The organism is Vibrio sp. 9-16B-A1 (assembly GCF_056726165.1).
Genome location: NZ_JBSDZD010000017.1, coordinates 36,686 through 62,307, shown reverse-complemented (window position 1 = coordinate 62,307; position 25,622 = coordinate 36,686). Strand labels below are relative to the sequence as shown.

Sequence of the window (25,622 nt, the reverse complement as noted above, 5' to 3'; positions counted from 1 at the left end):
GTCCTAGTTTCTAGTTTCTAGTTACGGAAATCTGCCCGGCCATATCACGCCCTGAAACACCAAATCCGCGCACCACGAACCGCGTACATAAAAAAAGCCCCGGTCTCAATATTGAGTCCGGGGCTCTCTTAGATTCTTCTAAGAAAAAGCAGTGGTATTAAGTAGACCACGCCTTTCCTCAGATAGTTCCCAAAAAGATCCGATTTTTTGTGAAAAAGATCGCGGAATTTTTCAGGCCCTTTTAAAACAAGGCATTAAGCCACGTTTACCCGCACAATTACTTGCTCTTCGAGATCAACTTCCAGTGCTACTTCGTCACAGGCATGCTGGCGCGGGCACTGGTCGCAGTCTTTGAGTACTTTCTCCGGCAGAAGGGATTTGGAGGTCGGAATGAAGGACTGCTTCATAAAGAACTCCGGCACCCGGGTCAGGACAAACACTTTCTTGATCGCCATCTGACGTGCTTTATCGACCAGGTTAGCCACGATCGCGCTGCCCTGCCCCTGATGCTGCCAGCCGGCTTCAACACCGAGAGAGCGGATCTCCGCCAGCCCGGAGTCATACACGTAGAGCGAGGCACAACCGGTCACTTCACCGTGGTGTTCCGCCACCGCGAACGAACCGATGTCGCGGATCAGTTCGCTGCGCGAGCGCGGCAGGTTCTCACCCAGACCGGCCCAGTAAGTCACCATGCCTTCCAGCGCATCAATATCGGTCAGACGCGCAGGACGCACTTTCACCCCGGAGGTGTCACGCTGCTCAATCCGCACCGACGCCTGCTCAATCGCATAGCTCACCTGTTGCGGCGATACCCCGCCCAGCGCCGAGCGCTTCTCAAGGCACGATTCGATAGTCAGGATATCGTACACATCCGGCTCTATCACTTCAGAGAACTGTTTCAGCTCTTCGATAGACAACTCTTCCAGCGCGCAGCCTTTATCGATGGCAGCGACCACCGCCACACCAACAATATGGTGCGCCTCACGGAACGGAATGCCTTTGGCCACCAGGTAGTCTGCCAGCTCGGTTGCGTTGGCATAGCCCTGCTTGGCCGCTTCAAGGGTACGCTCGCCGTTGACTTTGATGCCGTCAAAACAGAGCGCTGCCATTTCCAGACAATCGTTCCAGGTATCCAGGGCGTCGAACAGCCCTTCTTTGTCTTCCTGCATGTCTTTGTTGTACGCCAGCGGCAGGGCTTTGACCGTCATCATCATCCCGGCCATGGCGCCATAGACACGGCCACACTTACCCCGGATAAGCTCCAGCGCATCCGGATTCTTTTTCTGTGGCATCAGGGAAGAGCCGGAAGTCACCGTATCGGCCAGCTCGATAAAGTTCGATTCACCCGAGTTGTAGAAGATCATATCTTCCGCCAGGCGCGACAGGTGCAGCATGGAAACCGAGGCCACCGACATCAGCTCCATCACGTGGTCCCGGTCAGATACCGAATCCAGGCTGTTACGGGTAGCGCGGCGGAAGCCCAGATCGTGGGCCAGCTTTTCACGGTCCACCGGATAAGCGGTACCGGCCAGTGCGCCGGAGCCCAGCGGACAGGTATCGAGACGGCGGATGGCGTCATTCAGACGCGAGTAGTCCCGCTCAAACATCTCAACATACGCCAGACACCAGTGAGCAAACGTCACCGGCTGGGCGCGCTGAAGGTGAGTATAACCGGGCAGTACCGTATCCTGATGCGCCTGTGCCACCGACACCAGTTGCGCCTGCAGGCGGTCCAGCGCGTAGAGCAGCTGATGGCCCTGCTGACGGCACCAGAGTTTGAGGTCAGTCGCGACCTGATCATTACGCGAGCGGCCGGTGTGCAGTTTTTTACCCAGATCACCGACTTTGCTGATCAGCTGCTGCTCGACCCAGCTGTGAATGTCTTCCGCGTCCGATCGCAGGATCTGCTGCGGATCTTCCATCACTTCCAGCTTGAGTTCATTCAGCGCCAGTTCCAGCTTCTGCTGCTCCTGTTCGCTGAGCACGCCAACCGAGTGCAGGGCTTTGGACCATGCAATGGAGCCGACAATATCCTGCTCCGCCAATCGGTAATCGAAACCTAATGAATCATTGAACTGTTTGAATCTGGTGTCTGCTGCCTGGGTAAATCTGCCGCCCCACAATGCCATGGCGTCTCTCCTGCTCGCTAATAAAGCCGGGCCTGTGCCCGGCTTTGTATTACTTCCGTATGACTTCCGTTTCCGGGATTATTTTTTTTGTTCGTTCAGCGCACGGATGCGGCTCGACAGAGAGTAAAGACGGATAAAGCCGCCGGCATGGCTCTGGTCGTACACCTCATCTTCGCCAAAAGTAGCGAACTCTTCAGAGTAGAGGCTGTTATCCGAACGTTTCTGAGTCACGGTCGCCTGTCCCTTGTACAGTTTGACCACAACTTCACCGTTCACATCTTGCGCCAGTTCTTCGGTCGCTGCAAGGATCGACTTGCACAGCGGGGTAAACCAGCGGCCGTCATACACCAGGTGCGACGCTTTCAGGCCCAGCTCCTCACGGAACTCAAACGCGCTCTTGTCCAGCACCAGCTGCTCTACCGCACGCAGCGCTTCCATCATGATGGCGCCACCCGGGGTTTCGTAACAGCCACGGGACTTCATGCCCACCAGACGGTTTTCCACGATGTCGATACGGCCAACGCCGTGCTTCGCGCCTTTGTCATTGAGGTACACCAGTGCGTTGTACGGTGTCATCTTCTCACCGTCGACTTCGGTCACTGCGCCTTTTTCTACTTTCAGGGTCACAAACTCGGCCTGATCCGGTGCCTGCTCCGGCTCCACGGTCCATACCCAGCAGTCTTCGTTTGGCGCGTTCCAGGTATCTTCCAGTACGCCGCCTTCGGTTGAAATGTGCCAGGCGTTGGCATCACGCGAGTAGATCTTAGTCAGCGACGCGCTGCACGGAATATTGCGCTCTGCCAGGTAATCCAGACACTGCTCACGGCTGACCAGATCCCACTCACGCCACGGGGCGATCACGGTCAGGTCCGGTGCCAGCGCAGCAAACGCGCCTTCGAAACGTACCTGGTCATTACCTTTACCGGTACAGCCGTGACACAGGGCATCCGCGCCCACTTTACGCGCCACTTCGACCTGGGCTTTGGCGATGATCGGACGCGCCATCGAGGTACCCAGCAGGTATTTACCTTCATACAGGGCGCCGGTTTTCAGGGTAGGGAAAATGTAATCCGCCACCAGCTCTTCTTTCAGGTCAGCGATATAGCACTCTGATGCACCAGAGGCTTTGGCTTTCTCTTCGATGCCCTGCAGCTCTTCCTCGCCCTGGCCCACATCGGCCACGAACGCCACCACTTCACAGTCATAGTTCTCTTTCAGCCACGGAATGATCACAGAGGTATCCAGACCGCCCGAATAGGCCACAACCACTTTATTTACGCTTACTTTGTTCATCCTAAATCTCCTTCGACCCTGGTGCTGTTTTCTGTTGTCAGCGCCAGCGGTACTTAATCCTTTAAATTGGTAAAAAACGGGTGCCGATGCTCTGTCCGGCAAACAGCTGGTTCAGTTTGTCCGGGTAACGCCAGGTCGCCACTTCAATCGGCCTGCCGAGCTCTTCAGCGGCCTGCAGTGCAGCGTTTACCTTGACGATCATCCCGTCGGTGATCACTTTGCCTTTGATCAGCGCCTGCGCGGTTGGCTTATCCATCTGCTGCAGCAGGTGACCTTTGCCGTCCAGTACGCCGCTGACATCCGACAGAAGCACCAGCTCTGCATCCAGCGCCGCCGCCACGGCGACTGCCGCCTGGTCCGCATTGACGTTCATCAGCTGGCCGGTTTTGGTCAGGCCAATTGAACTGATGATCGCCAGGCTGCCGGTCGCCAGAATGGCATCGAGCACGGTACTGTCACCGGCTTCGGCTTTACCCACCGCGCCCAGCTCCTCGTCAAGCTCACTGACCTGACACAGGCCACCGTCTGCCAGACTCAGGCCCACCGCCATAATGCCGGCTTTGATCGCCGCGCCCTGAAGCAGCTTGTTGGCCGTACCGGCCAGCGCACCGGCAATCACCGGGATCTGCTCATAAGGGGTCACCCGCAGACCGTCTTTTTTCACTGTTTCCAGCTTAAGGTCAGCCATCAGTTGATCCACCAGATAGCCTCCTCCATGAACAATCACGATTGATCGTCGCTGTCCGCTCTGGTACTCCCTGATCGCGCAGAAGAGTTTTTCCAGGGTCTGGCTGCACTCTAAGGCAGCACCACCCAGCTTAATTACCAAAGGGGTTGGATTGCTCATAGTCACGTCCTTATACCAGCGCCGTTTGTGGCGCAAAACCATATCGAATATTGAGACACTGCATCGCCTGACTGGCCGCGCCTTTCAGCAGGTTGTCGATGGCGCACACCAGGATCAGGTGCTCTCCTTTCACCTGCCAGCCCAGATCTGCAAACGGCGTCCCGGCCACTTTCTGAATCGATGGCAGCTGTTCTTTCATCAGCCTGACCAGCGGCTGGCCCTGATAGGCCTGACCAATCGCCGCTTCCACGTCAGCCGCGCTGACGCCGGATTTGAGTTTGCAGGTGATGGTCGCCAGAATGCCGCGCTTAAAGTTGCCCAGGTGCGGGGTAAAAATCACCTCGCATCCCAGGTGAGTGGCAATTTCCGGCTGATGACGGTGGCTGAAAACCCCGTAAGGCTGCAGGCTGACTTCGCAAAAACTGCTGGTCAGGCTGGCTTTACGCCCGGCGCCGGATACACCACTGGTGGCGTTGATCACCGGCCATACCGATGTATCCAGCAGGTCGGCGTCCAGCACAGGTTTCAGCGCTATCTGCGACGCGGTCGGGTAACAGCCAGGTACCGCCACCAGCTCTGCCTCTGCGATCTCTGCGGCGTTCCACTCCGCCAGACCATAGACCGCTTTCTCCAGCCAGTAAGGGTGCTGATGTTCAAAACCATAGTAATCGCGGTAGAAAGCATCCCCGGTCACCCGGTAGGCACCGGACAGGTCAAACACCCGGCAGCCCTGCTCCATAAATACCGGCGCCAGGTCATGGCTGACCTGATGCGCCGTCGCCAGAAACACCACGTCGGCTTCTCTGGCAACGGCGGCAGGGTCAGTCAGGGGCTGTACCGGCATCTCCACCACCCCGGTCAGGTGACCGTGCAGCGAGCTCAGGGATTTGTTTGCATCAACGCTGTTGGCGGATACATACAAACCTGTTAGCTTGAGCTGTGGGTGTTTGTGAACCAGCTGCGCCAGCTCTGCACCGGTATAACCGCTTGCACCGATAATTATGGTTTTCAACATCTCAACACGTCCGTCATGCGACTCAAAATGACTATAAATACTTTACTATCGCGTCAGATTGAGTTTTTATTCATTAAATGTGATTTAATATGTGTTTTATCCTCTTATGGATACGCTGTCAACAGTGGAAGTGACAATCAATGCAAATACCCGGATTTAAACAGACCTATCACGAGCTGATCGCAACCCCGTCCATCAGCTCAAGTGACCCTGGCTGGGACCAGGGCAATACCGAAGTGATCGCCAAACTGGCCGGCTGGCTGGAAACGCTTGGATTTGCTGTCCAGATCCAGCAGGTGGCGGACAACAAACACAACCTGATTGCCCGTATGGGAGAAGGCGACGGCGGGCTGCTGCTGGCCGGACACAGCGATACCGTGCCATTTGACGAAGGCCGCTGGAACTTCGACCCGCACGCCCTGACCGAAGCCAACAACCGTTTTTACGGACTTGGCACCGCAGATATGAAAGGCTTCTTTGCTTTTATTCTCGAAGCGGTGAAAGAGACCCGCTGGCAGGACCAGAAAAAACCGCTCTGGATTCTGGCGACTTGTGATGAAGAGACCACCATGTCCGGCGCGCGCTATTTCACCGAAAACAGCCCGTTTACCCCGGACCAGTGTCTGATTGGCGAGCCCACCAGCCTGGTGCCGGTCCGCGCTCACAAAGGCCACGTGGCCAACGCCATCCGGGTGACCGGCAAATCCGGCCACTCTTCCAATCCGGCGCTGGGGGTTAACGCCATCGAAATCATGCACGAAGTGCTGTTTGCCATGATGCAGCTTCGCGACAGGCTGATCAAAGAGTGGCGCCACCCGGGCTTTGAGATCCCGTCCCCGACCCTGAACCTGGGGCATATCCACGGCGGTGACAGCCCAAACCGGATCTGCGGCTGCTGCGAGCTGCACTATGACGTCCGCCCGCTGCCGGGCATGAGCCTGGACGGGCTGGAAGACCTGTTGCGCGACGCCCTTAAAGATGTTGAAGCCCGCTGGCCGGGTAAAGTCAGTATCCGTTCACTGCACGATCCGATCCCGGGCTACGAGTGTCAGCATAACCATCCGTTTATCCATCAGATGGAAGAGCTCTCCGGCTCGGCTTCCGAGACCGTCAACTACTGCACCGAAGCGCCGTTCCTGCAGCAGCTCTGCCCGACTCTGGTGCTCGGCCCGGGTTCCATCGACCAGGCGCACCAGCCGGATGAATACCTGGCCTTTGAGTTTATTGACCCCACTATCAGCCTGCTCAAACGGGCCATTCAGCGTTACTGCTTCTGACTCTTTTCTTATGACAACCGCCTGATATGTAGGCGGTTTGTCACCTTTATGGCAGAAAATGTAATTTATTTTCACAGTCTCGAAACATGCCCAGCACATAAAATGACCAGTATCAAAATGAGGCGGATTAATTATAAATACCCCGGACTTTATTTGACTCAGGCCGAATTTTTTCGCTAGATTGTTTCCTTAGGACGAAACAACGGATGTAATTTTATTACGAGGCGGGAAGAATGAACGAGAAATATGCCGCGCTGAAAAGCAATGTGCGTATGCTGGGCCAGATCCTGGGCCAGACCATTCAGGAAGCACACGGCGATGCCATTCTGGATAAAGTCGAGACGATTCGCCAGCTGTCTAAATCAGCTCGCGGTGGTAATCAGGACGACAGGACGCGCCTGAACAAAGAAATTGAAAACCTCAGCGACAATGAACTCACCCCGGTCGCACGGGCGTTTAACCAGTTTCTGAATCTCACCAATATTGCTGAGCAGTACCACACTATTTCACGTCACTGTGACGCTCATGTCTGTGAACCAGACGCTATCAATACCCTGTTTGCCAAACTGAATCAGAACAACATCTCCAAACCGGATGTTGCGCGAGCAGTACAGGATCTCAACATTGAGCTGGTTCTGACCGCCCACCCGACGGAAATCACCCGTCGTACCATGATCAACAAGCTGGTTAAGATCAATAAGTGTCTTTCCAAGCTGGAACTCTCTGATCTCTCAAACAAAGAGCGCCATAAAACCGAACGCCGCCTGGATCAGCTGGTTGCCCAGATGTGGCATTCCGACGTTATCCGCCAGCAGCGCCCGACCCCGCTCGATGAAGCCAAATGGGGCTACGCAGTAGTTGAAAACTCACTGTGGGAAGCTGTGCCGGAGTTCCTGCGCGAACTCGATGAGCGCGTTGAGAGCCACCTGGGTGAAGGCCTGCCTATCGACGCCCGCCCGGTACACTTCTCATCCTGGATGGGCGGTGACCGCGACGGTAACCCGTTTGTCACCCACTCAGTTACGCAGGAAGTACTGCGCCTGTCACGCTGGAAAGCGGCAGACCTCTACCTTGGTGACATTCAGGAACTGGTCAGCGAACTGTCGATGACCAAATGCAACGATGAAGTACGCGCCCTGGCCGGTGATGAGCACGAACCGTACCGCGCTATCCTCAAGCGCCTGCGCACCCTGCTGACTGACACCATCGAAGTTCTTGATGCCAAGATCAACGCGACCGAGGTTCCGAACAAGGCAACCCTGAAAAGCGCTGATCAGCTGTGGGATCCGCTGTATGCCTGTTACCAGTCACTGCACGAGTGTGGCATGGGCTCAATTGCCGATGGTTCCCTGCTCGATACCCTGCGCCGCATTAAAGCGTTTGGTGTTCACCTGGTACGCCTGGATATCCGCCAGGAAAGTACCCGTCACTCTGACGTACTGTCTGAGCTGACCCGTTATCTGGGTATCGGCGACTACGATCAGTGGAGCGAGCAGGACAAAATTTCCTTCCTGGTGAATGAGCTGAGCTCAAAACGCCCGCTTCTGCCACTGGACTGGCAACCATCTGAAGCAGTTCAGGAAGTGATCGACACCTGTAAAGTGATCGCCTCCCAGCCACGTGAAGCGTTTGGCGCTTACGTGATTTCCATGGCGCGCACCGCCTCCGACGTACTGGCCGTTCACCTGCTGCTGCAGGAAGCCGGCTGCCCGTACCGCATGGATGTGTGCCCGCTGTTTGAAACCCTGGAAGATTTGAACAACGCAGAGGACGTGGTCCGTCAGCTGCTGTCTATTGACCTCTACCGTGGCTTTATCCAGAACCACCAGATGGTCATGATCGGTTACTCAGATTCCGCCAAAGACGCCGGTGTTATGGCGGCAGGCTGGGCTCAGTACCGTGCGATGGAAGCCCTGGTTCAGGTATCTGAAGAAACCGATATCGAGCTGACCCTGTTCCACGGCCGCGGCGGTACCATTGGTCGTGGTGGCGCACCTGCGCACGCGGCGCTGCTGTCTCAGCCACCGAAGAGCCTCAAAGGCGGCCTGCGCGTAACCGAGCAGGGCGAGATGATCCGCTTTAAACTGGGTCTGCCGGAAGTGGCGGTGAACAGCTTTAACATGTACGCCAGCGCGATCCTGGAAGCGAACCTGCTGCCACCACCGGAACCACAGCAGGACTGGCGCGACCTGATGGACGTACTGTCTGAAGTCTCCTGTGAAGCGTACCGCAATGTGGTCCGTGGTGAAGAAGACTTCGTACCTTACTTCCGCAGCGCCACACCGGAACTGGAGCTGGGCAAACTGCCTCTGGGCTCACGTCCGGCCAAGCGTAACCCGAAAGGCGGCGTGGAAAGCCTGCGTGCTATCCCGTGGATCTTCTCCTGGAGCCAGAACCGTCTGGTACTGCCAGCCTGGCTGGGTGCCGGTGAAGCGATCCAGTACTCCGTCGACAAGGGCCATCAGGCGCTGCTGGAGCAAATGTGCCGTGAGTGGCCGTTCTTCTCTACCCGCCTGGGTATGCTGGAAATGGTCTACTCCAAGTGCAACGCTGAGATCTCCCGCCTGTACGATCAGAAACTGGCTGACAAGTCATTGTGGCCGCTGGGCGACAAACTGCGTGCCCAGCTGGAAACCGACATCAAAGCGGTACTGAATGTAGAGAACGCAGAAAACCTGATGCAGCACGACCCGTGGGGTCTTGAGTCCATCCGCCTGCGTAATATCTACGTTGAGCCACTGAACCTGCTTCAGGCTGAGCTGCTCTACCGTACCCGCCAGAGCGAAACTCCGTCAGCTGAGCTGGAAGAAGCCCTGATGGTGACCATTGCAGGTATCGCAGCCGGTATGCGAAACACCGGTTAAGCAGCGATTAATCCTGCAAGTGAGACAAAAAGCCGCTTTATGCGGCTTTTTATTTTACCGTAGTAGCATATTGAGAATTTTGTCAGTTTTTTAGGAAATTTTGTCCCTCTATTCTACTTTATGCTTATTATTATTGATATGCTTTACGCCCGCTGTAAATCCGACTAATAACAATCCGCAGCAGCATTCGGGGGCGACAAAACAAGTGTCAGGCTAATACAAGACACCCGCCCTCCCTCTAGGTGACATAATGGCTTAATTGGTGACAGAACCCGCCGTGTTTTTACGCGGGAGTTTGCCGAACACACTGACTAAATAGTGACTCAGAAGCACGATTAGGTGTCCGGCAACGAATTTGAGTTTTGATTGACCATTGGATTGAAGACATGTCATTACCGCACGTAATCCTTACTGTTTTGAGCACACGAGATGCTACAGGCTACGACATCACTAAAGAGTTCTCATACAGTATTGGCTATTTCTGGAAAGCGAGCCATCAGCAAGTTTACCGCGAGCTGAACAAAATGGCTCAGAACCAACTTGTCACATGTGTATTAGAGCCACAGGAAGGTAAACCGGACCGCAAGGTCTACTCCATTACTGACGCTGGCCGCCAGGCACTGGGCGAGTGGTTCGAACAACCAACTGCACACCCGACGGTACGCGACGAGTTCTCAGCCAAGCTGATGGCTTGTTCCGTAGAAGAATCTGCGTCATTCATCGAGCAGATGAAAGGCCTGATCGAAGAGTCCCGTCAGCTGATCAACCACTACCAGGAAATCGAAAACCTGTACTATGCCCAGCCACAAACGCTGGACAAGCAGGCTCGCCTGGAGCGACTGACCCTGCGCCGCAACCTGCTGCTTCGTGAAGCATGGATTGTATGGGCAGAAGAAGTCCTGACAGAGTTAGAAGCTATGGCGTAAGCCAGACGTGCAGAAGGGGTAAGAGAAAGGGAAGCCATTACGGCTTCCCTTTTTGTATTCGCAATATATCCGTTTATGCGCCCTGCTGTGGACGAACGCCCAGAGTGTGGCACAGCGCGTAAGTCATTTCTGCCCGGTTGAGGGTATAGAAGTGGAAATCCTTCACGCCCTCACGGCTCAGCACGCGTACCATATCAATCGCCTGACTGGAACCAACGATCTGACGGGTCAGCGGGTCATCATCCAGGCCTTCAAACTGTTTGCTCATCCAGCCCGGAATTTTCACATTGTTGATCCCGGCAAAACGCGAAGCCTGCTTAAAGTTCGACACCGGCAGAATGCCCGGTACGATCTCCACGTCGATCCCGGCCGCTACGCAGCGGTCACGAAAACGCAGGTAAGACTCCACATCAAAAAAGAACTGAGTAATAGCGCGGCTGGCACCAGCGTCGACTTTACGTTTCAGGTTGAGCAGATCCGCCTGGGCGCTTTTGGCTTCCGGGTGTACTTCCGGAAACGCCGCCACTGAAATATCAAAATCATGGCGCGATTTCAGCAGCTCAACCAGATCCGAAGCATACATCTCCGGATGACCACCACCCGGTGGAATATCACCACGCAGAGCGACGATACTTTCAATCCCGTTTGCCCAGTAGTCCTCGGCGATATCAATCAGCTCCTGACGACTGGCATCGATACAGGTCAGGTGCGGTGCAGCGACCAGGCCGGTCTGCGCTTTGATTTCCTTGATGATGGAGTGAGTACGGTCGCGTTCGCCAGAGTTGGCGCCGTAGGTGACCGATACAAATTTCGGCTGCAGTGTTTTCAGACGGTGGACCGAGTTCCACAGGGTCTGTTCCATCTTTTCAGAACTCGGCGGAAAGAACTCAAACGATACGTTGATGTCGTCCGACAGCTCAGCAATGTTCTGATTCAGAGCGTCCAGATGGCTCGCGTGTGTGTAACCCATACCACTTCTCCCTGTGCCGCCTTGCGGCCTGTTATTATCCCTGCGTCAATAATCATTTAGACGTCTATATGTCCAAAATATCTCTTGGATCAGAATTGAAGTCAATACTCCCAACATGAAAGTTCCTCATGTTGGGAGTGAGCTCAACTCATCTTCATCTTTACAGCATAGCTGCCAGACGGTTGAGGTCAGACTGAAGTGCCCCGGCGGTCACTTCCCGCCCGGCACCCGGACCGCGGATCACCAGCGGGTTATCCTTGTACCACTTACTCTCAATGGCAAAGATATTGTCACACGGCAGCAGGTTTGCCAGCGGATGTTCAGGATTGAGCGCCTCAACCCCTACGGTGGCTTTGCCATCCCGCTCAAGGCGAGCCACATAACGCAGCACTTTACCGTCACGCTGGGCTTTCTCCAGCCGCTCTGCCAGCAGCTCACTCAGCAGATGGCCCTTATCCAGAAAATCATCCAGACTCAGCCCGGCCAGGGGTTCAGGAACCAGGGATTCCACTTTTACCTGAGTCGGCTCAATATCAAAGCCGGACTCACGCGCCAGAATCACCAGCTTGCGCATCACATCCGAGCCATCGAGGTCACTGCGCGGATCGGGCTCAGTCAGCCCCTGCTGCCAGGCGAGATCCACCAGGTCAGCAAACGGTACGCTGCCGTCAAACTGCTGAAACAGCCAGGAGAGCGTACCGGAGAAGATCCCCGACAGCGCCAGGATCTCATCACCGCTTTCACGCAGGTCGCGCACCGTATGGTTAATTGGCAGGCCTGCCCCTACAGTCGCATTGTACAGCCAGTGACGGCCGGTCTTGCCAAACGCATCCTGTACCTGGTGGTAGAAGTGCTGCGGCGCAGAGCCGGCGACCTTGTTGGCCGAAATCAGGTGAAAACCATGCTCAGCGATCTGCGGGTAACACTCTGCCAGCTCGTGGCTGGCGGTCACGTCCAGTACGATGACTTCATCGTAACGTGACTGATCAGACAATCGTTCCAGCCATTCGCCTTCACTGTACGGCGCGGCCTCATCGTCAAAACGGGTGTTCACTTCGGACACCTCGATGCCGTCCAGATCAATCCAGCAGGTCTGGCTGTCGATCACCGCCACCAGGTCAAAGCTCATGCCGTGGCGTTTGGCCAGCTCGCTTTTCTGCTCAGCCAGCAGACTTACCCAGGCCGAGCCGATATTACCCTTACCACACAGCGCCAGCGCCACACGCTTCTGCGCCTGGAACAGCTGGGTATGAATACCTGTCAGCAGAGGATCGGTATCCACCCGGCGCAGTACCGCGACCAGACTCAGCCCTGAATCTGCTTCGTGGATAAACTCCACTGGCGCGTTTTTCAGCTGCTGATAGAAGCCGTAGCAGTGATTCGGGTTACTGGTCACCCCGGCTCCAACGGCAGCCACCAGCGAGTAGCCCTCTTTAAGTCTCAGTTCGCCTTCGATACTGAGATCCTGCAAATAGCGCAGCGCCTCACCCGCTACTTCAGCGGTATAGGCCAGCAGCAGGCAACCCTGATCCGCCTGGGCTTCAAACGCCAGCGGCTGGATCTGAGCCCGGGTCAGCGAGGCCAGCACTTCCTGCTGCTGTCGCTCAAAATCGTGTCCGTGGGCAAAGCGCAGCTGAAGCAGCAGCACTTCATCCAGGGAGGTAATAATTTTCGCACCGCGACCAGACGCCAGTACCCGCTCAATACGGGTCGAACCGGACTCTGGCTGATAGCTGCAGCGCAAATGCAGATCCATCGCGCTCTGGGCGACCGGCTGCAGGGTACGGCTGTGCAGTACCGGTGCAGCGAGGCGCGCCAGTTCACTGGCTTCATCCAGGCGCAGCAGCGGTAACAGGCAGGCATCTTCCACTTTACGCGGGTCCGCACTGAATACCCCGGCCACATCACTCCAGATGGTAACCCGGCCCGCTTCTGCCAGCGCGCCGATAACAGTGGCCGAATAGTCAGAGCCGTTCCGGCCCAGCAGCACCGTCTCCCCGCTTTCATTACGGGCCATAAAGCCGGTGATCACCAGCCGGCGGTGTGAATGCTGGGCAAGTGAGGCTTTGATCAGCGGCCAGGAGCGCGCCCGGTCCACTTCTGGCTGGGCACCGGCTTCTGCGCGCAGAAAATCGCGCGAATCGAGCCAGGCAGACTCCAGGTCCGACTGACACAACAATGCAGCCAGCAAACGGGCCGACCAGACTTCACCGTGACCCAGAGCGGCCGCTTTCTGCGCTTCCGTCAGCGGAGCGGTCAGCTCACCCAGTGCGCTGAACTCCTGAGCCAGCTGGACCAGCAAAGGTTCCGCATACGCCTCATTGAGCAGTGACTCCACCAGCCCGGTCTGGAACTGACGCAGCGCCTGCAGGTGTTCATGCGCTACCCGGCCGTCTTTATCCAGCGCAGCCAGCCAGGCCAGCAGCTTGTTGGTGGTACTGCCGGCAGCCGATACCACCACCAGGTCGTCCGGACGTGAGTATTCACGCAGGATCCCAACCACCCGCTGATAACACTCAGCATCCGCCAGGCTGCTGCCGCCAAATTTGTGCAGCTGTCTCAGTTCACTCATCAGTTTGCCTCCCTGGCCTGTTCAAATGCCTGCTTCAGGTCTGCGATCAGATCATCACTGTCTTCCAGGCCGACCGACAGGCGCAGCAGTCTGGTGGTCACACCTGCTTCCAGCTGAGCTTCATCGCTCATCGCCCTGTGCGTCATCGAGCTTGGGTGACAGATAAGACTCTCCACTCCGCCGAGCGACTCTGCCAGCGAGAAGAGTTTCAGCGCACCGACAAAACACTCCAGCTGCGGCTGGTCACCGGCAAACTCAAAGCTCAGCATCGAGCCAAAACCGCTCTGCTGACGCTTTGCGATCTCATGGCCAGGATGGTCCGGCAGACTCGGGTGATACAGGGTTCCCACCAGCGCTTCGCCCTGCAGGTACGCCAGGATCAGATTGGCGTTCTCTTCGTGCTGGCGCATCCGCGCTCCAAGGGTGCGCAGGCCGCGCAGGGTCATATAGCTGTCAAACGGAGTACCGGTCGCGCCGAGGCAGTTGCCCCACCAGGCCAGCTCTTCAGCCTGCTGCGCCGAGCGGCAGATCACCACCCCGCCGATCACATCCGAGTGACCGTTGATGTACTTGGTGGTGGAATGAATGACGAAATCCGCACCCAGCTCCAGCGGCTTTTGATACACGGGTGTCAGAAAAGTATTATCGACCGCCACCAGCGCGCCTGCGTCATGGGCCAGCTCACACACATGAGCAATGTCCACGACCCGCACCAGCGGGTTGGACGGGGTTTCAAGCAGCACCAGTTTTGGCTTTTTCGCCAGTGCGCCGGCCAGTGCCTGCTGATCAGACTGGTCCACAAAAGCAACTTTGAAGTCCCCTTTCAGGGCGCGGGTATTGAGTAAACGGTATGTGCCGCCATAGCAGTCGTGAGGAGCAACAATCAGGTCATCCGGACCAAGCTGACTGGTCACCCACAGGTTGATCGCAGCGGTACCGGTATTGGTGATCACCGCTCCTTCGCCGGATTCGAGCCCGGCCAGCGCCCGCTCCAGCTGAGAGCGGTTAGGGTTACCTGAACGGGTGTAGTCATACTTGGGGACGTCACCAAAGGCGGGAAAACCGTAATTGGTGGACAGATAAATCGGGGGAACAACGGCATGATACTGGCTGTCTTCCTCTATGCCGGTGCGGACAGCAATGGTTGCTGGCTTACGCTCACTCATAAGACTGGTCTTCCTTTCCATGTTCATTGTTATCTGTTATACCAGTAATGGCTGCCGGACAACATACGGCGTAATACTTTCTCGCGGTCAGTCGCGTTATCCAACACTGTACCGGTCACAAAACTGGACGTCAACACTTCTGGACGTCTATATGTCTTTGCTTGTGGCGGTAAAAGTCGCTAAAATCACCCCCTATTCAGAGATTGAGCCGCCTTATGGCCGACCCGGTCTCATATCTACGACAAGCATAATTAAAGGTGCGCAATGGCAGACTGGAACGGCGAATACATTAGCCCTTACGCCGAGCATGGTAAGAAGAGCGAGCAAGTTAAGAAAATTACGGTATCTATCCCACTGAAAGTGTTGAAGATACTGACCGACGAGCGCACCCGCCGCCAGGTCAATAACCTGCGCCACGCCACCAACAGCGAGCTGCTGTGTGAAGCGTTCCTGCACGCATACACCGGCCAGCCCCTGCCGACCGATGAAGATCTGCGTAAAGACCGCCCTGACGACATCCCGGCAGAAGTAAAAGCACTGATGACGGAAATGGGCATTGCGTTCGAAGCGTTTGATGAGGAGTAAGTAACTCTTGGTGCGCGGTTCGCGGGCGCTTCGCTTCGGGGGACGCGGGGAATGCGCTGAACATTATGTGTGCCTGATAATGGTACAGGTTCCGCTTTCCGTACCACGTACCACGTACCACGTACCACGTACCACGCAACCATAAAAAAAGGTGCCACCCGGGCACCTTTTTTTATTACGCCATATAATTTTCCGGCATTTCGATTCGGGCAACGCCTGAATCAACAGCCGCCTGGGCGACCGCTTTGGCGACGCGTGGCAGCAGGCGCGGGTCCATCGGTTTCGGGATGATGTAGCCCGAACCAAATTCCAGCGCATCAACACCGGCGGCAGTCAGTACTTCTGCCGGTACCGGCTCTTTGGCCAGCTGGCGGATCGCATCGACCGCGGCCAGTTTCATTTCATCGTTGATCTCACTGGCACGTACATCCAGTGCGCCACGGAAAATAAACGGGAAACAAATAACGTTGTTTACCTGGTTCGGGTAGTCCGAACGGCCGGTACCCATGATCAGGTCATCACGGACTTCGTGTGCCAGCTCAGGCTTGATCTCAGGATCCGGGTTTGAACAGGCGAAGACCACCGGCTTGTCAGCCATCAGCTTCAGCGCTTCCGGAGGAAGCAAATTCGGGCCGGATACACCGAGGAACAGGTCGGCACCTTCGATCACATCTTCCAGGGTACGCTTGTCAGTATTATTGGCGAACAGCTTCTTGTACTCATTCAGATCATCGCGGCGGGTGTGGATCACGCCTTTGCGGTCCAGCATGTAGATCTTCTCACGCTGCGCACCACATTTGATCAGCAGCTCCATACAGGCCACGGCGGCTGCGCCTGCGCCCAGACACACGATGGTCGATTCAGACAGCTCTTTACCCTGCAGTTCAATCGCGTTCAGCATACCTGCTGCGGTTACAATCGCGGTGCCGTGCTGATCATCGTGGAAAACCGGTACGTCACAGCGTTCAATAAGCTGGCGCTCAATCTCAAAGCAGTCAGGTGCTTTGATGTCTTCCAGGTTAATACCACCAAAAGTATCGGCGATGTTCGCTACGGTATCGACAAACTCTTCGATAGTGCGGTGTTTCACTTCGATATCAATCGAATCCAGTCCTGCAAAGCGCTTGAACAGCAGCGCTTTGCCTTCCATAACCGGTTTGGATGCCAGCGGGCCCAGATTACCCAGACCCAGAATCGCGGTACCGTTAGAGATCACCGCCACCATGTTTCCTTTCGCGGTGTACTTATAAACGTTATCAGCATTCTGCGCGATCTCGCGTACCGGCTCAGCCACACCCGGGCTGTAGGCCAGTGCCAGGTCTTCGGCGGTATTGGCTGGCTTGGTCAGCTCGACACCAATTTTGCCTGCGGTCGGAAATGCGTGGTAGTCCAGTGCCTGTTGGCGGAAATCATTTTGGCTGTTGTCTTCGGACATGATGACAGGATCCTGCTGTGTGAGGTTACGAAAAGGTTACACGAGCGCTGTATAATACCGGATGTCAGACCGGGTGCCCAGATAAAAAGTCAACAACCATAGCCCTGAATTGTGATTCAAACGAAAGAGGAGCCGGAAGGATTCAGGCGCAGTTCAAACAATGCGCAGACAGAAAGGAGAGAGGGAATATCAGATACGAAAAAAGGACGCCTGGGCGTCCTTTTTGAATTCGTTCAGCAGAATTACTTCTTGCTAGACAGTGCACCGAAACGCTTGTTGAAGCGGTCAACACGGCCACCGGTGTCAACGATACGCTGCTTACCAGTGTAGAATGGGTGACACTTGTCACATACGTCCAAGTGGATAGACTCTTTAGTCAGAGTTGAGTTGAACTCGAAAGAGTTGCCACAAGAACAAGTTGCTTTAACAGCTTTGTATTCTGGGTGGATACCAGTTTTCATAGGGATAACCTCAATTGGGCCGTGTCGCTATCCGAATCTGAGCCGGACACCACACGTAATTTACAAATCAGTGACGCAGGTTGCGTCGTTCAAGGCGCAGTATAGTAATGAATAGTGTGCAGCGGATCAACCAATTTGATACTTTTTTGTCCATTTTTTTATCAGTTGCGCTGAGCTGGTCAGCCGCTGTTTTTGCTCCCCGGCATTCGTTGCTACAATGACGCCACTTTTTCTGCTTTTATTTAGTGTTGTTTATGTCCCCGACCATCGTCCAGGTTGCCCTGCCCGTCCCGCTCGACAAGCGTTTTGACTACCGGATAGCCCCGGGCCAGAGCCCCGTGGTGGGCGGACGGGTATCGGTCTCATTTGGCCGCCAGGCCCTGGTCGGCATCATCACCGGTCTGACTGACCACTCCGACTACCCTTTTAACCAGCTCAAACCGGTTAAAGAAGTACTCGACAACGCACCGCTCTGGCCCACCCCGCTGTATGAGCTCTTAAACTGGTGCGCTCAGTTTTATCAGCACCCGCTCGGTGACACCCTGGCCAATGCCATGCCGGCGCTGCTGCGCAAAGGCAAGCCTGCCGCGCTGACGCCTCAGGTCAGCTGGCACATCACCCCGGCCGGACGCGATCAGCTGATGCAGGGATTTGGCCGGGCGGTCAAACAGGCCCGCGCCATGCACCTGCTGCAACACGGGCCGGTCGCGGCAGAGAAATTTGCAGAAGAAGAGATCACCACTCAGGTACTCAAAGCACTGCAGGAAAAAGGCTGGGCGGAACAAAAACAGACCCTGCCCAAAGCGGCCCCATGGCCGGAGTCGGTGGAAACCGATGCTGACAAGCCCCGGCTCAACCAGGAGCAGTCGGTCGCCATCGCGGCGGTCAACAGTCAGCGCCATTTTTCCTGTTATCTGCTTCAGGGCGTGACCGGCTCGGGCAAGACCGAAGTGTACCTCAACATGATCAAACCGGTGCTTGAGCGGGGTGAGCAGGCGCTGGTACTGGTGCCGGAGATCGGCCTGACACCGCAAACCATCAACCGCTTCCGCAGACGCTTTGCCGTACCGGTGGAGGTGGTGCACTCCGGACTCAATGACACCGAGCGCCTCAACGCCTGGCTCGCCGCCCGCGACCGCCGCGCTGGTATCGTGATCGGTACCCGCAGCGCCCTGATGACCCCGTTTGATAAGCTCGGCATCATCATCGTCGACGAAGAGCACGACAGCTCCTACAAACAACAGGACAGCCTGCGTTATCACGCCCGGGATGTAGCAATCATGCGTGCCCATAAAGAAGGTATCCCGGTAGTTCTGGGCTCCGCCACCCCGGCACTGGAGACCCTGCACAATGCGCGCAGTGGTAAGTATCATCACCTGCACCTCAGTCAGCGGGCAGGCAATGCCAAGCCGGCGACCAACAAGGTGCTGGACATCAAGGGACTCTACCTGGAAAGCGGCCTCTCAGCCCCGCTTATCGCCGAGATGCGCAAACACCTCAACGCAGGTAACCAGGTGATGCTGTTTCTCAACCGCCGTGGTTATTCACCGGCGCTGATGTGTCACGAGTGTGGCTGGCTGGCTGAGTGTAAGCGCTGCGATGCCTACTACACCTTTCACCAGAACAGCCGCGAAATGCGCTGCCATCACTGTGGATCCCAGTACCCTGTGGTGCACCAGTGTCAGCAGTGTGGTTCAACCCAACTGGTCTCAGTTGGCGTGGGTACGGAGCAGCTTGAAAACCACCTCAGCGAGCTGTTCCCTGAATACAAAACCCTGCGCATCGACCGCGACAGCACCCGGCGCAAAGGCAGTCTGGAGAGCGCGCTGAAATCAATCCGGGACGGTGAGTATCAGATCCTGATCGGCACCCAGATGCTGGCCAAAGGCCACCACTTTCCGGACGTCACCCTGGTGGCGCTGATCGACGTGGACTCATCACTCTACAGCAGTGACTTCCGCTCCTCTGAACGGCTTGCCCAGCTGTTTACCCAGGTGGCAGGACGCGCCGGACGCGCCAGCAAGCCTGGCGAAGTGATCCTGCAAACCCACCACCCGGAGCACAGCCTGCTGCAGGCGCTGCTGTATAAAGACTATGACCACTTTGCCGATGTGGCGCTTTCTGAGCGCCGTGTGGCCCAGCTGCCGCCATTTGCTCACCTGACCCTGCTGCGCGCCGAGTCCAATAACAGCGAAGTGACCGAACAGTTCCTCACCCAGGTCCGTCAGACCCTGGAGGCCCACCCCCTGTTTGACCAGAACTGCCTGGTTCTCGGCCCCATGCCGGCACCACTGGCACGCCGCGCCGGCAAATACCGCTGGCAGCTGCTGCTTCAGGTACCAGGGCGTGCCCAAATGCAGAAACTGCTCTACAGCGCCAGACCGGTGATTGACCTGCTGCCCAACGCCAAAAAAGTACGCTGGTCGATAGATATCGAACCGCAGGACATGAGCTGAGCAACGGCATTTGCCAACCGATTGGTTTTGATGTGACAATGTTCACATTACAGATGTAAGTTTTGTTAAACCGCCCGTAAATCGTTCAGCGCTTTGAACATAAAATAAACGCAAGGGCGGATTATACGACCTGTGAAATAACAATTATTTATAAATTTTTTGTGCCAACTTTGGCCAGTTACTTTTTCATTATCCTGCTTAGTCAGTAAGGCAAATCGGCTAAGCCATGAATGACCACGAGGAAAATCTATGGCGACAATGAAGGATGTTGCTCAGCTTGCTGGCGTATCCACGGCGACCGTCTCACGGGCTCTGATGAACCCGGAGAAAGTCTCATCTTCAACCAGGAAGAGAGTTGAAGATGCGGTACTCGAAGCCGGCTACTCACCAAACTCTCTGGCACGTAATCTTCGCCGCAATGAATCCAAAACCATCGTCACCATAGTGCCTGACATCTGTGATGCCTATTTCAGTGAGATCATCCGCGGTATCGAAGACGCCGCTGCTGAACACGGTTATCTGGTTCTGCTTGGCAACAGCGCCCAGCAACCCAAACGCGAGAGCTCGCTGGTCAACCTGGTATTCACCAAGCAGGCCGACGGTATGCTGCTGCTTGGCACCCAGTTGCCATTCGACGTGAGCAAGCCCGAGCAGAAAAACCTGCCTCCACTGGTGATGGCGTGCGAATTTGCCCCGGAGCTGGAGCTGCCGACCGTCCATATCGACAACCTCACTTCCTCATTTGAAGCAGTCAACTACCTGACTCAGATGGGACACCGCCGCGTGGCCCAGATAAGCGGCCCGAAAGAGACCCAGTTGTGCCACTTCCGCAATCAGGGCTATCAGCAGGCACTGCGCCGCGCTGGTATCGCCATGAATCCGGACTACCTGTTTGAAGGTGACTTTACCTTTGAAACCGGGGAAGAGGCGATCACCGCCCTGATGTCACTGCCAGAGCCGCCAACCGCAGTGTTCTGCCACAACGACATCATGGCTATCGGTGCAATTCAGAAAGCCAAGCAAATGGGCTATAAAGTCCCGCAGGACATCTCATTCGTCGGCTTTGACGATATTCAGTTTGCCCAGTACTGCGATCCGCCGCTGACCACCATCTCCCAGCCGAGATATGAAATCGGCCGCCAGGCGATGATGATGCTGCTGGAGATCCTCAAAGGGCGTGACGTGCACGCCGGCTCGCGCCTGCTTGAAACCACCCTGGTGATACGCAACAGCGCCATGCCCCCCCGAAGCTAATCCTCAAACGGGGAAAAAATGCCAATTGGCTTCCCCATTTGACTCACATCACTGGAAGTGACGCCTGATCCTGGATTACCATGTCAGGCGTTTTTCATTTAACTCAAGCATAGTAACGTGGCGAATAAAGATTACGTGAGAAGAGGCCGGGGACAGAAAAAACCGGCCCGGCGATCAACGCCGAAGAAAAAGCCGTGGAAAGCGGGTTTGCTTGCACTGCTGCTGACCGGGGCCTTTGGTTATGGCCTGTATACCTTAAGCCAGGACCCTGAGCCGCCTCAGCCGCAGGTTCAGAGCAAACCCAAACCAAAGCCGAAGCCATCAAAACCGATCCCGCCCCCTCCTGAGGAGAAGTGGGAGTACGTTGAAACCCTGCCCCAGCGGGAAGTTCACGTCGAAGCCAAAGAGATGGCAATCTCGGATGTGCCATACATCATGCAGTGCGGCGCATACAAAAAGCGTTCACAGGCAGAAGAGCGCAAAGCCATGATCGCTTTCCAGGGGATCAGCAGTCATATCCGCAAAAAGGAAGACAGCAGCTGGTACCGGGTGGTGCTGGGGCCATACGAGCGCAAGCGTGAAGCTGAGCGCGACAAGCACAAACTGCAGCGCGCCAAAATCGAACCGTGCGCGATCTGGAAAGATCAGTAGAATTCAGAGCCCCCGGCGGTCTATCCGGCCGGGGGCTTTTTTATCCCCGCCTCCCCGGGTCAATTTTTCCCTTCCCCCTTGAAAAAATACCCGGCAGCCACATATAACCACTAATCGACAGGCGAATTAAAAGGTAAATAACGTGACTACAATCGTATCAGTACGCCGGAATAATAAAGTTGTCATCGCGGGCGATGGCCAGGTTTCTCTTGGAAACACAGTAATGAAAGGCAACGCCAAAAAAGTGCGCCGCCTGTACAACAACAAAGTACTGGCTGGTTTTGCCGGTGGCACCGCTGACGCCTTTACCCTGTTCGAACGTTTTGAAAGCAAGCTGCAAATGCACCAGGGTCATCTGACCAAAGCTGCGGTTGAGCTGGCCAAAGACTGGCGCTCTGACCGTGCGCTGCGCAAACTCGAAGCCCTGCTGGCGGTTGCCGATGAAACCGCTTCTCTGATCATTACCGGTAACGGTGACGTGGTTCAGCCGGAAAACGACCTGATCGCTATCGGCTCAGGCGGTAACTTCGCCCAGGCAGCGGCTACCGCCCTGCTGGAGAACACCGAACTGGACGCACGCGAAATTGCAGAGAAGTCGCTTAAGATCGCCGGAGACATCTGTGTCTTCACCAACCACCACCACACGGTGGAAGAGCTTGAAATCGCAGCCGAGTAACCAAAGGAATTCAATATGTCTGAAATGACCCCACGTGAAATTGTTCACGAACTCAACCGTCATATCATTGGTCAGGACAAAGCGAAGCGCGCGGTTGCGATCGCGCTGCGTAACCGCTGGCGTCGTATGCAGCTCGAAGAGAGCCTGCGCGTCGAAGTGACCCCGAAAAACATCCTGATGATCGGTCCGACCGGTGTCGGTAAAACCGAAATTGCCCGCCGCCTGGCGAAACTGGCCAACGCGCCATTTATGAAAGTCGAAGCGACCAAATTCACCGAAGTGGGCTATGTGGGTAAAGAAGTGGAAACCATTATCCGCGACCTGACCGATGTAGCAGTGAAGATGACACACCAGCAGGCAATGGAAAAAGTGAAGTTCCGCGCAGAAGAACGAGCAGAAGAGCGCGTACTGGATGCGCTGCTGCCGCCACCGCGTGATGCCTGGGGCCAGAACGAAGCCCAGGAAGATACTTCAAATACCCGCCAGATCTTCCGCAAGAAACTGCGCGAAGGCAAACTGGACGACAAAGAGATCGACATCGACGTAGCTGCGCCTCAGATGGGTGTGGAGATCATGGCGCCTCCTGGCATGGAAGAGATGACCAACCAGCTTCAGTCCATGTTCCAGAATCTGTCCGGCGACACCAAGAAGAGCCGCAAGATGAAGATCAAAGATGCCTTCAAGGCGCTGATCGAAGAAGAAGCGGCGAAACTGGTCAACCCGGAAGAGCTGAAAGAGCAGGCGATCTACAACGTGGAAAACCACGGCATCGTATTTATCGATGAGATCGACAAGATCTGCAAGCGTGGCGAAACCTCTGGCCCGGACGTATCCCGTGAGGGTGTCCAGCGTGACCTGCTGCCGCTTATCGAAGGCAGCACAGTCTCGACCAAGCACGGCATGGTGAAAACCGACCATATCCTGTTTATCGCATCCGGCGCATTCCAGGTGGCCAGCCCGTCAGACCTGATCCCTGAACTGCAGGGCCGTCTGCCGATCCGCGTTGAACTGGAAGCCCTGACCAGCGATGACTTCCGCCGCATCCTGACCGAGCCGAAAGCGTCACTGACCGAGCAGTACAAAGCCCTGATGGCAACCGAAGACCTGAGCATCGACTTCAGCGAAGACGGTATTAAGAAGATCGCCGACGCAGCATGGCAGGTTAACGAAACCACCGAGAACATCGGTGCCCGTCGTCTGCACACTGTAATGGAGCGTCTGATGGAAGAGCTGTCGTTTGAAGCGACTGAGCACCCGGGTGATGAGACCATCACCATCGACGCTCAGTACGTGACAGACAAACTGGGTGAGTTCGTCGAAGACGAAGACCTGAGCCGCTTTATCCTGTAATCACTCCGGTTACTGCAGTGCCCGCCACCCGGCGGGCATTTTTTTATTATCAATTATTACTCTCCCAATACAGGCTGAGCGCTTTTTTTGGTTATACTGTCGCCACAAAAATTTACCCCGGTCAGCTTTACTGTTACACATTATGAACCAATCCCTTGCTATCTGGCTCGACGCCGCCAGGCCCAAAACCCTGCCACTGGCGATTGCCTCAATCACCACCGGCAGCAGCCTTGCACTGCTCAGCGGCCGGTTTTCCTGGCAGGTAATGCTGCTGTCGCTGGTCACCGCCATTTTGCTGCAGATCCTCTCCAACCTGGCCAACGACTACGGCGATGCCCTCAAAGGCACCGATAACGATCAGCGCCTCGGCCCAACCCGGGCGATACAGTCCGGTGCAGTCAGCGTCAAAGAGATGCGTAAAGCCATCATCATCAATATCATTCTGACCGCCGTCTCCGGCCTCGGGCTGATTTTTTATGCCCTGCAGACACCTGGCAGCATCATCGCCTTTATGCTGCTCGGCGTACTGGCGATCATCAGCGCCATCGCTTACACCGTCGGCAGCCGGCCTTATGGTTATGTCGGCCTGGGCGACCTGTCGGTGTTTCTGTTCTTTGGCCTGCTGGGCGTAGCCGGCACCTACTTTTTGCACACAGGTTCCATCAGCGCTGACATCTTCCTGCCCGCGCTCGGCTGCGGTCTTCTGGCAGTTGCGGTGCTGAATATCAACAACATGCGCGACATCGATAATGACCGTGAGTGCGGCAAACGTACCATGGCGGTTCGCCTCGGCGCAGACAAAGCCAAGCTCTATCACCTGCTGCTGCTTGGTGGCGGTGGCCTGTCATTTGTCCTGTACCTGATGCTGGGACAGGCGCTCTCAGGCTGGGCCCTGCTGATGCTGCTGGCCCTCACCCTGCTGTTTAAACACGGCCACGCGGTCATGGCGGCAAACCGCCCGGTGGAGCTGGCGCCTATGATGCCGGTCATAGTCAAGTGCGCGCTGGTGACTAACTTGCTGTTCTCAATCGTGATCACCGGTCAAACTCTGATGACATAATTGCGCCTTGTCATTGCAATGACTTACCGGCGTTATATACTCGAAAAAGAACCTTGCAAAAGAAGATGATGCGTATGGAATACAACACCTCAGCGTTATGTGACATTTACCTGGACCAGGTGGATGTTGTCGAACCCATGTTCAGCAATTTTGGCGGCAGTGCCTCATTTGCCGGTCAGCTGACCACGGTGAAGTGCTTCGAAGACAACGGCCTGATCCGCTCTGTCCTTGAACAGGACGGACAGGGGCGCGTACTGCTGATCGATGGTGGGGGTTCCCTGCGCCGTGCTCTGATCGACGCCGAACTGGCTTCCCTGGCCGAAGAAAACGAGTGGGAAGGCATTGTGGTTTATGGCTGCGTACGCGAAGTCGACGAACTGGAAGACATGAACGTCGGCATTCAGGCGCTGGCGTCCATCCCGGTCGGTGCCGCTTCCCAGGAGATCGGTGAAGTGGATGTAGCGGTGAACTTTGGCGGCGTGACCTTCCTGCCGGAAGATTATCTGTATGCCGACAACACCGGCATTATTCTGTCTCAGGAGCCGCTCGATGCCGAAGCAGATGAAGAGCCTGAAGACGACGAAGAAGAGTATTCAGAAGATTAAAAAAAGGGAGCAGATGCTCCCTTTTTTATT

Annotated in this window: 20 protein-coding genes; 11 read left to right on the top strand and 9 right to left on the bottom strand. The window is 55.8% G+C overall.

Annotated features, from left to right (window positions below):
• Positions 1-254 precede the first annotated feature (254 nt).
• The 4 genes from argH to argC form a co-directional block, all read right to left on the bottom strand.
• Positions 255-2,129, bottom strand: a complete 1,875-nt coding sequence (gene argH / locus ACVB80_RS21385; RefSeq protein ID WP_481083317.1) for an argininosuccinate lyase — start codon at positions 2,127-2,129, stop codon at positions 255-257.
• Positions 2,130-2,207: 78 nt separating this feature from the next.
• On the bottom strand, positions 2,208-3,422 hold the full coding sequence (locus ACVB80_RS21380; RefSeq protein ID WP_481083316.1) for an argininosuccinate synthase: 1,215 nt from the start codon (positions 3,420-3,422) through the stop codon (positions 2,208-2,210).
• 61 nt (positions 3,423-3,483) lie between these two features.
• Positions 3,484-4,269, bottom strand: a complete 786-nt coding sequence (gene argB / locus ACVB80_RS21375; RefSeq protein WP_481083315.1) for an acetylglutamate kinase — start codon at positions 4,267-4,269, stop codon at positions 3,484-3,486.
• Between the two features lie 10 nt (positions 4,270-4,279).
• A complete protein-coding gene (argC, locus tag ACVB80_RS21370) occupies positions 4,280-5,284 on the bottom strand; it encodes an N-acetyl-gamma-glutamyl-phosphate reductase (protein WP_481083314.1) in 1,005 nt (334 codons plus the stop codon).
• Positions 5,285-5,424: 140 nt separating this feature from the next.
• Between argC and argE the strand changes: the two genes are divergently transcribed.
• The 3 genes from argE (at position 5,425) to ACVB80_RS21355 (ending at position 10,351) form a co-directional block, all read left to right on the top strand.
• Positions 5,425-6,561 (top strand): acetylornithine deacetylase, encoded by a 1,137-nt coding sequence (gene argE / locus ACVB80_RS21365; RefSeq protein ID WP_481083313.1) that lies wholly within the window; start codon positions 5,425-5,427, stop codon positions 6,559-6,561.
• Positions 6,562-6,794: 233 nt separating this feature from the next.
• Positions 6,795-9,425, top strand: coding sequence for a phosphoenolpyruvate carboxylase (gene ppc / locus ACVB80_RS21360; RefSeq protein WP_481083312.1), 2,631 nt, complete (start codon positions 6,795-6,797; stop codon positions 9,423-9,425).
• Positions 9,426-9,811: 386 nt separating this feature from the next.
• A complete protein-coding gene (locus tag ACVB80_RS21355) occupies positions 9,812-10,351 on the top strand; it encodes a PadR family transcriptional regulator (protein WP_481083311.1) in 540 nt (179 codons plus the stop codon).
• 73 nt (positions 10,352-10,424) lie between these two features.
• On the opposite strand, the gene metF is transcribed toward ACVB80_RS21355, so the two are convergent.
• The 3 genes from metF to ACVB80_RS21340 form a co-directional block, all read right to left on the bottom strand.
• Positions 10,425-11,321 (bottom strand): methylenetetrahydrofolate reductase, encoded by an 897-nt coding sequence (gene metF / locus ACVB80_RS21350; RefSeq protein ID WP_481083310.1) that lies wholly within the window; start codon positions 11,319-11,321, stop codon positions 10,425-10,427.
• Between the two features lie 160 nt (positions 11,322-11,481).
• A complete protein-coding gene (locus tag ACVB80_RS21345) occupies positions 11,482-13,893 on the bottom strand; it encodes a bifunctional aspartate kinase/homoserine dehydrogenase II (protein ID WP_481083309.1) in 2,412 nt (803 codons plus the stop codon).
• The gene (locus ACVB80_RS21340; protein ID WP_481083308.1) at positions 13,893-15,059 is read right to left on the bottom strand and encodes an O-succinylhomoserine (thiol)-lyase; all 1,167 of its coding nucleotides are present in this window, start codon (positions 15,057-15,059) and stop codon (positions 13,893-13,895) included. Before ACVB80_RS21340 ends, ACVB80_RS21345 begins: the two co-directional genes overlap by 1 nt.
• Before the next feature lie 264 nt (positions 15,060-15,323).
• On the opposite strand from ACVB80_RS21340, the gene metJ reads away from it, so the two are divergent.
• Positions 15,324-15,644 carry a met regulon transcriptional regulator MetJ gene (metJ, locus tag ACVB80_RS21335; RefSeq protein WP_481083307.1) on the top strand — a complete coding sequence of 107 codons (321 nt, stop codon included), beginning with the start codon at positions 15,324-15,326 and terminating at the stop codon, positions 15,642-15,644.
• A 175-nt stretch (positions 15,645-15,819) separates the two neighbouring features.
• Here metJ and ACVB80_RS21330 read toward each other — a convergent pair whose 3' ends face one another.
• Entirely contained in the window at positions 15,820-17,079 is a 1,260-nt protein-coding gene (locus ACVB80_RS21330; RefSeq protein ID WP_481083306.1) for a malic enzyme-like NAD(P)-binding protein, read from the bottom strand.
• Positions 17,080-17,321: 242 nt separating this feature from the next.
• Entirely contained in the window at positions 17,322-17,540 is a 219-nt protein-coding gene (gene rpmE / locus ACVB80_RS21325) for a 50S ribosomal protein L31 (RefSeq protein WP_164649474.1), read from the bottom strand.
• Between the two features lie 254 nt (positions 17,541-17,794).
• Between rpmE and priA the strand changes: the two genes are divergently transcribed.
• The 7 genes from priA to rraA all read left to right on the top strand — a co-directional run bounded on the left by priA (position 17,795) and on the right by rraA (position 25,592).
• Entirely contained in the window at positions 17,795-19,996 is a 2,202-nt protein-coding gene (gene priA / locus ACVB80_RS21320; protein WP_481083305.1) for a primosomal protein N', read from the top strand.
• 249 nt (positions 19,997-20,245) lie between these two features.
• Positions 20,246-21,250, top strand: a complete 1,005-nt coding sequence (gene cytR, locus ACVB80_RS21315; protein WP_481083304.1) for a DNA-binding transcriptional regulator CytR — start codon at positions 20,246-20,248, stop codon at positions 21,248-21,250.
• Positions 21,251-21,367: 117 nt separating this feature from the next.
• Positions 21,368-21,901 carry an SPOR domain-containing protein gene (locus ACVB80_RS21310; protein ID WP_481083303.1) on the top strand — a complete coding sequence of 178 codons (534 nt, stop codon included), beginning with the start codon at positions 21,368-21,370 and terminating at the stop codon, positions 21,899-21,901.
• Between the two features lie 142 nt (positions 21,902-22,043).
• On the top strand, positions 22,044-22,577 hold the full coding sequence (hslV, locus tag ACVB80_RS21305) for an ATP-dependent protease subunit HslV (RefSeq protein ID WP_481083302.1): 534 nt from the start codon (positions 22,044-22,046) through the stop codon (positions 22,575-22,577).
• Positions 22,578-22,592: 15 nt separating this feature from the next.
• Positions 22,593-23,927: an HslU--HslV peptidase ATPase subunit gene (hslU, locus tag ACVB80_RS21300; RefSeq protein ID WP_481083301.1), complete on the top strand. Its 1,335-nt coding sequence runs from the start codon at positions 22,593-22,595 to the stop codon at positions 23,925-23,927.
• 142 nt (positions 23,928-24,069) lie between these two features.
• Positions 24,070-24,987 carry a 1,4-dihydroxy-2-naphthoate polyprenyltransferase gene (locus ACVB80_RS21295; protein ID WP_481083300.1) on the top strand — a complete coding sequence of 306 codons (918 nt, stop codon included), beginning with the start codon at positions 24,070-24,072 and terminating at the stop codon, positions 24,985-24,987.
• Positions 24,988-25,061: 74 nt separating this feature from the next.
• A complete protein-coding gene (rraA, locus tag ACVB80_RS21290; RefSeq protein WP_481083299.1) occupies positions 25,062-25,592 on the top strand; it encodes a ribonuclease E activity regulator RraA in 531 nt (176 codons plus the stop codon).
• The last annotated feature ends 30 nt before the right edge of the window (positions 25,593-25,622 follow it).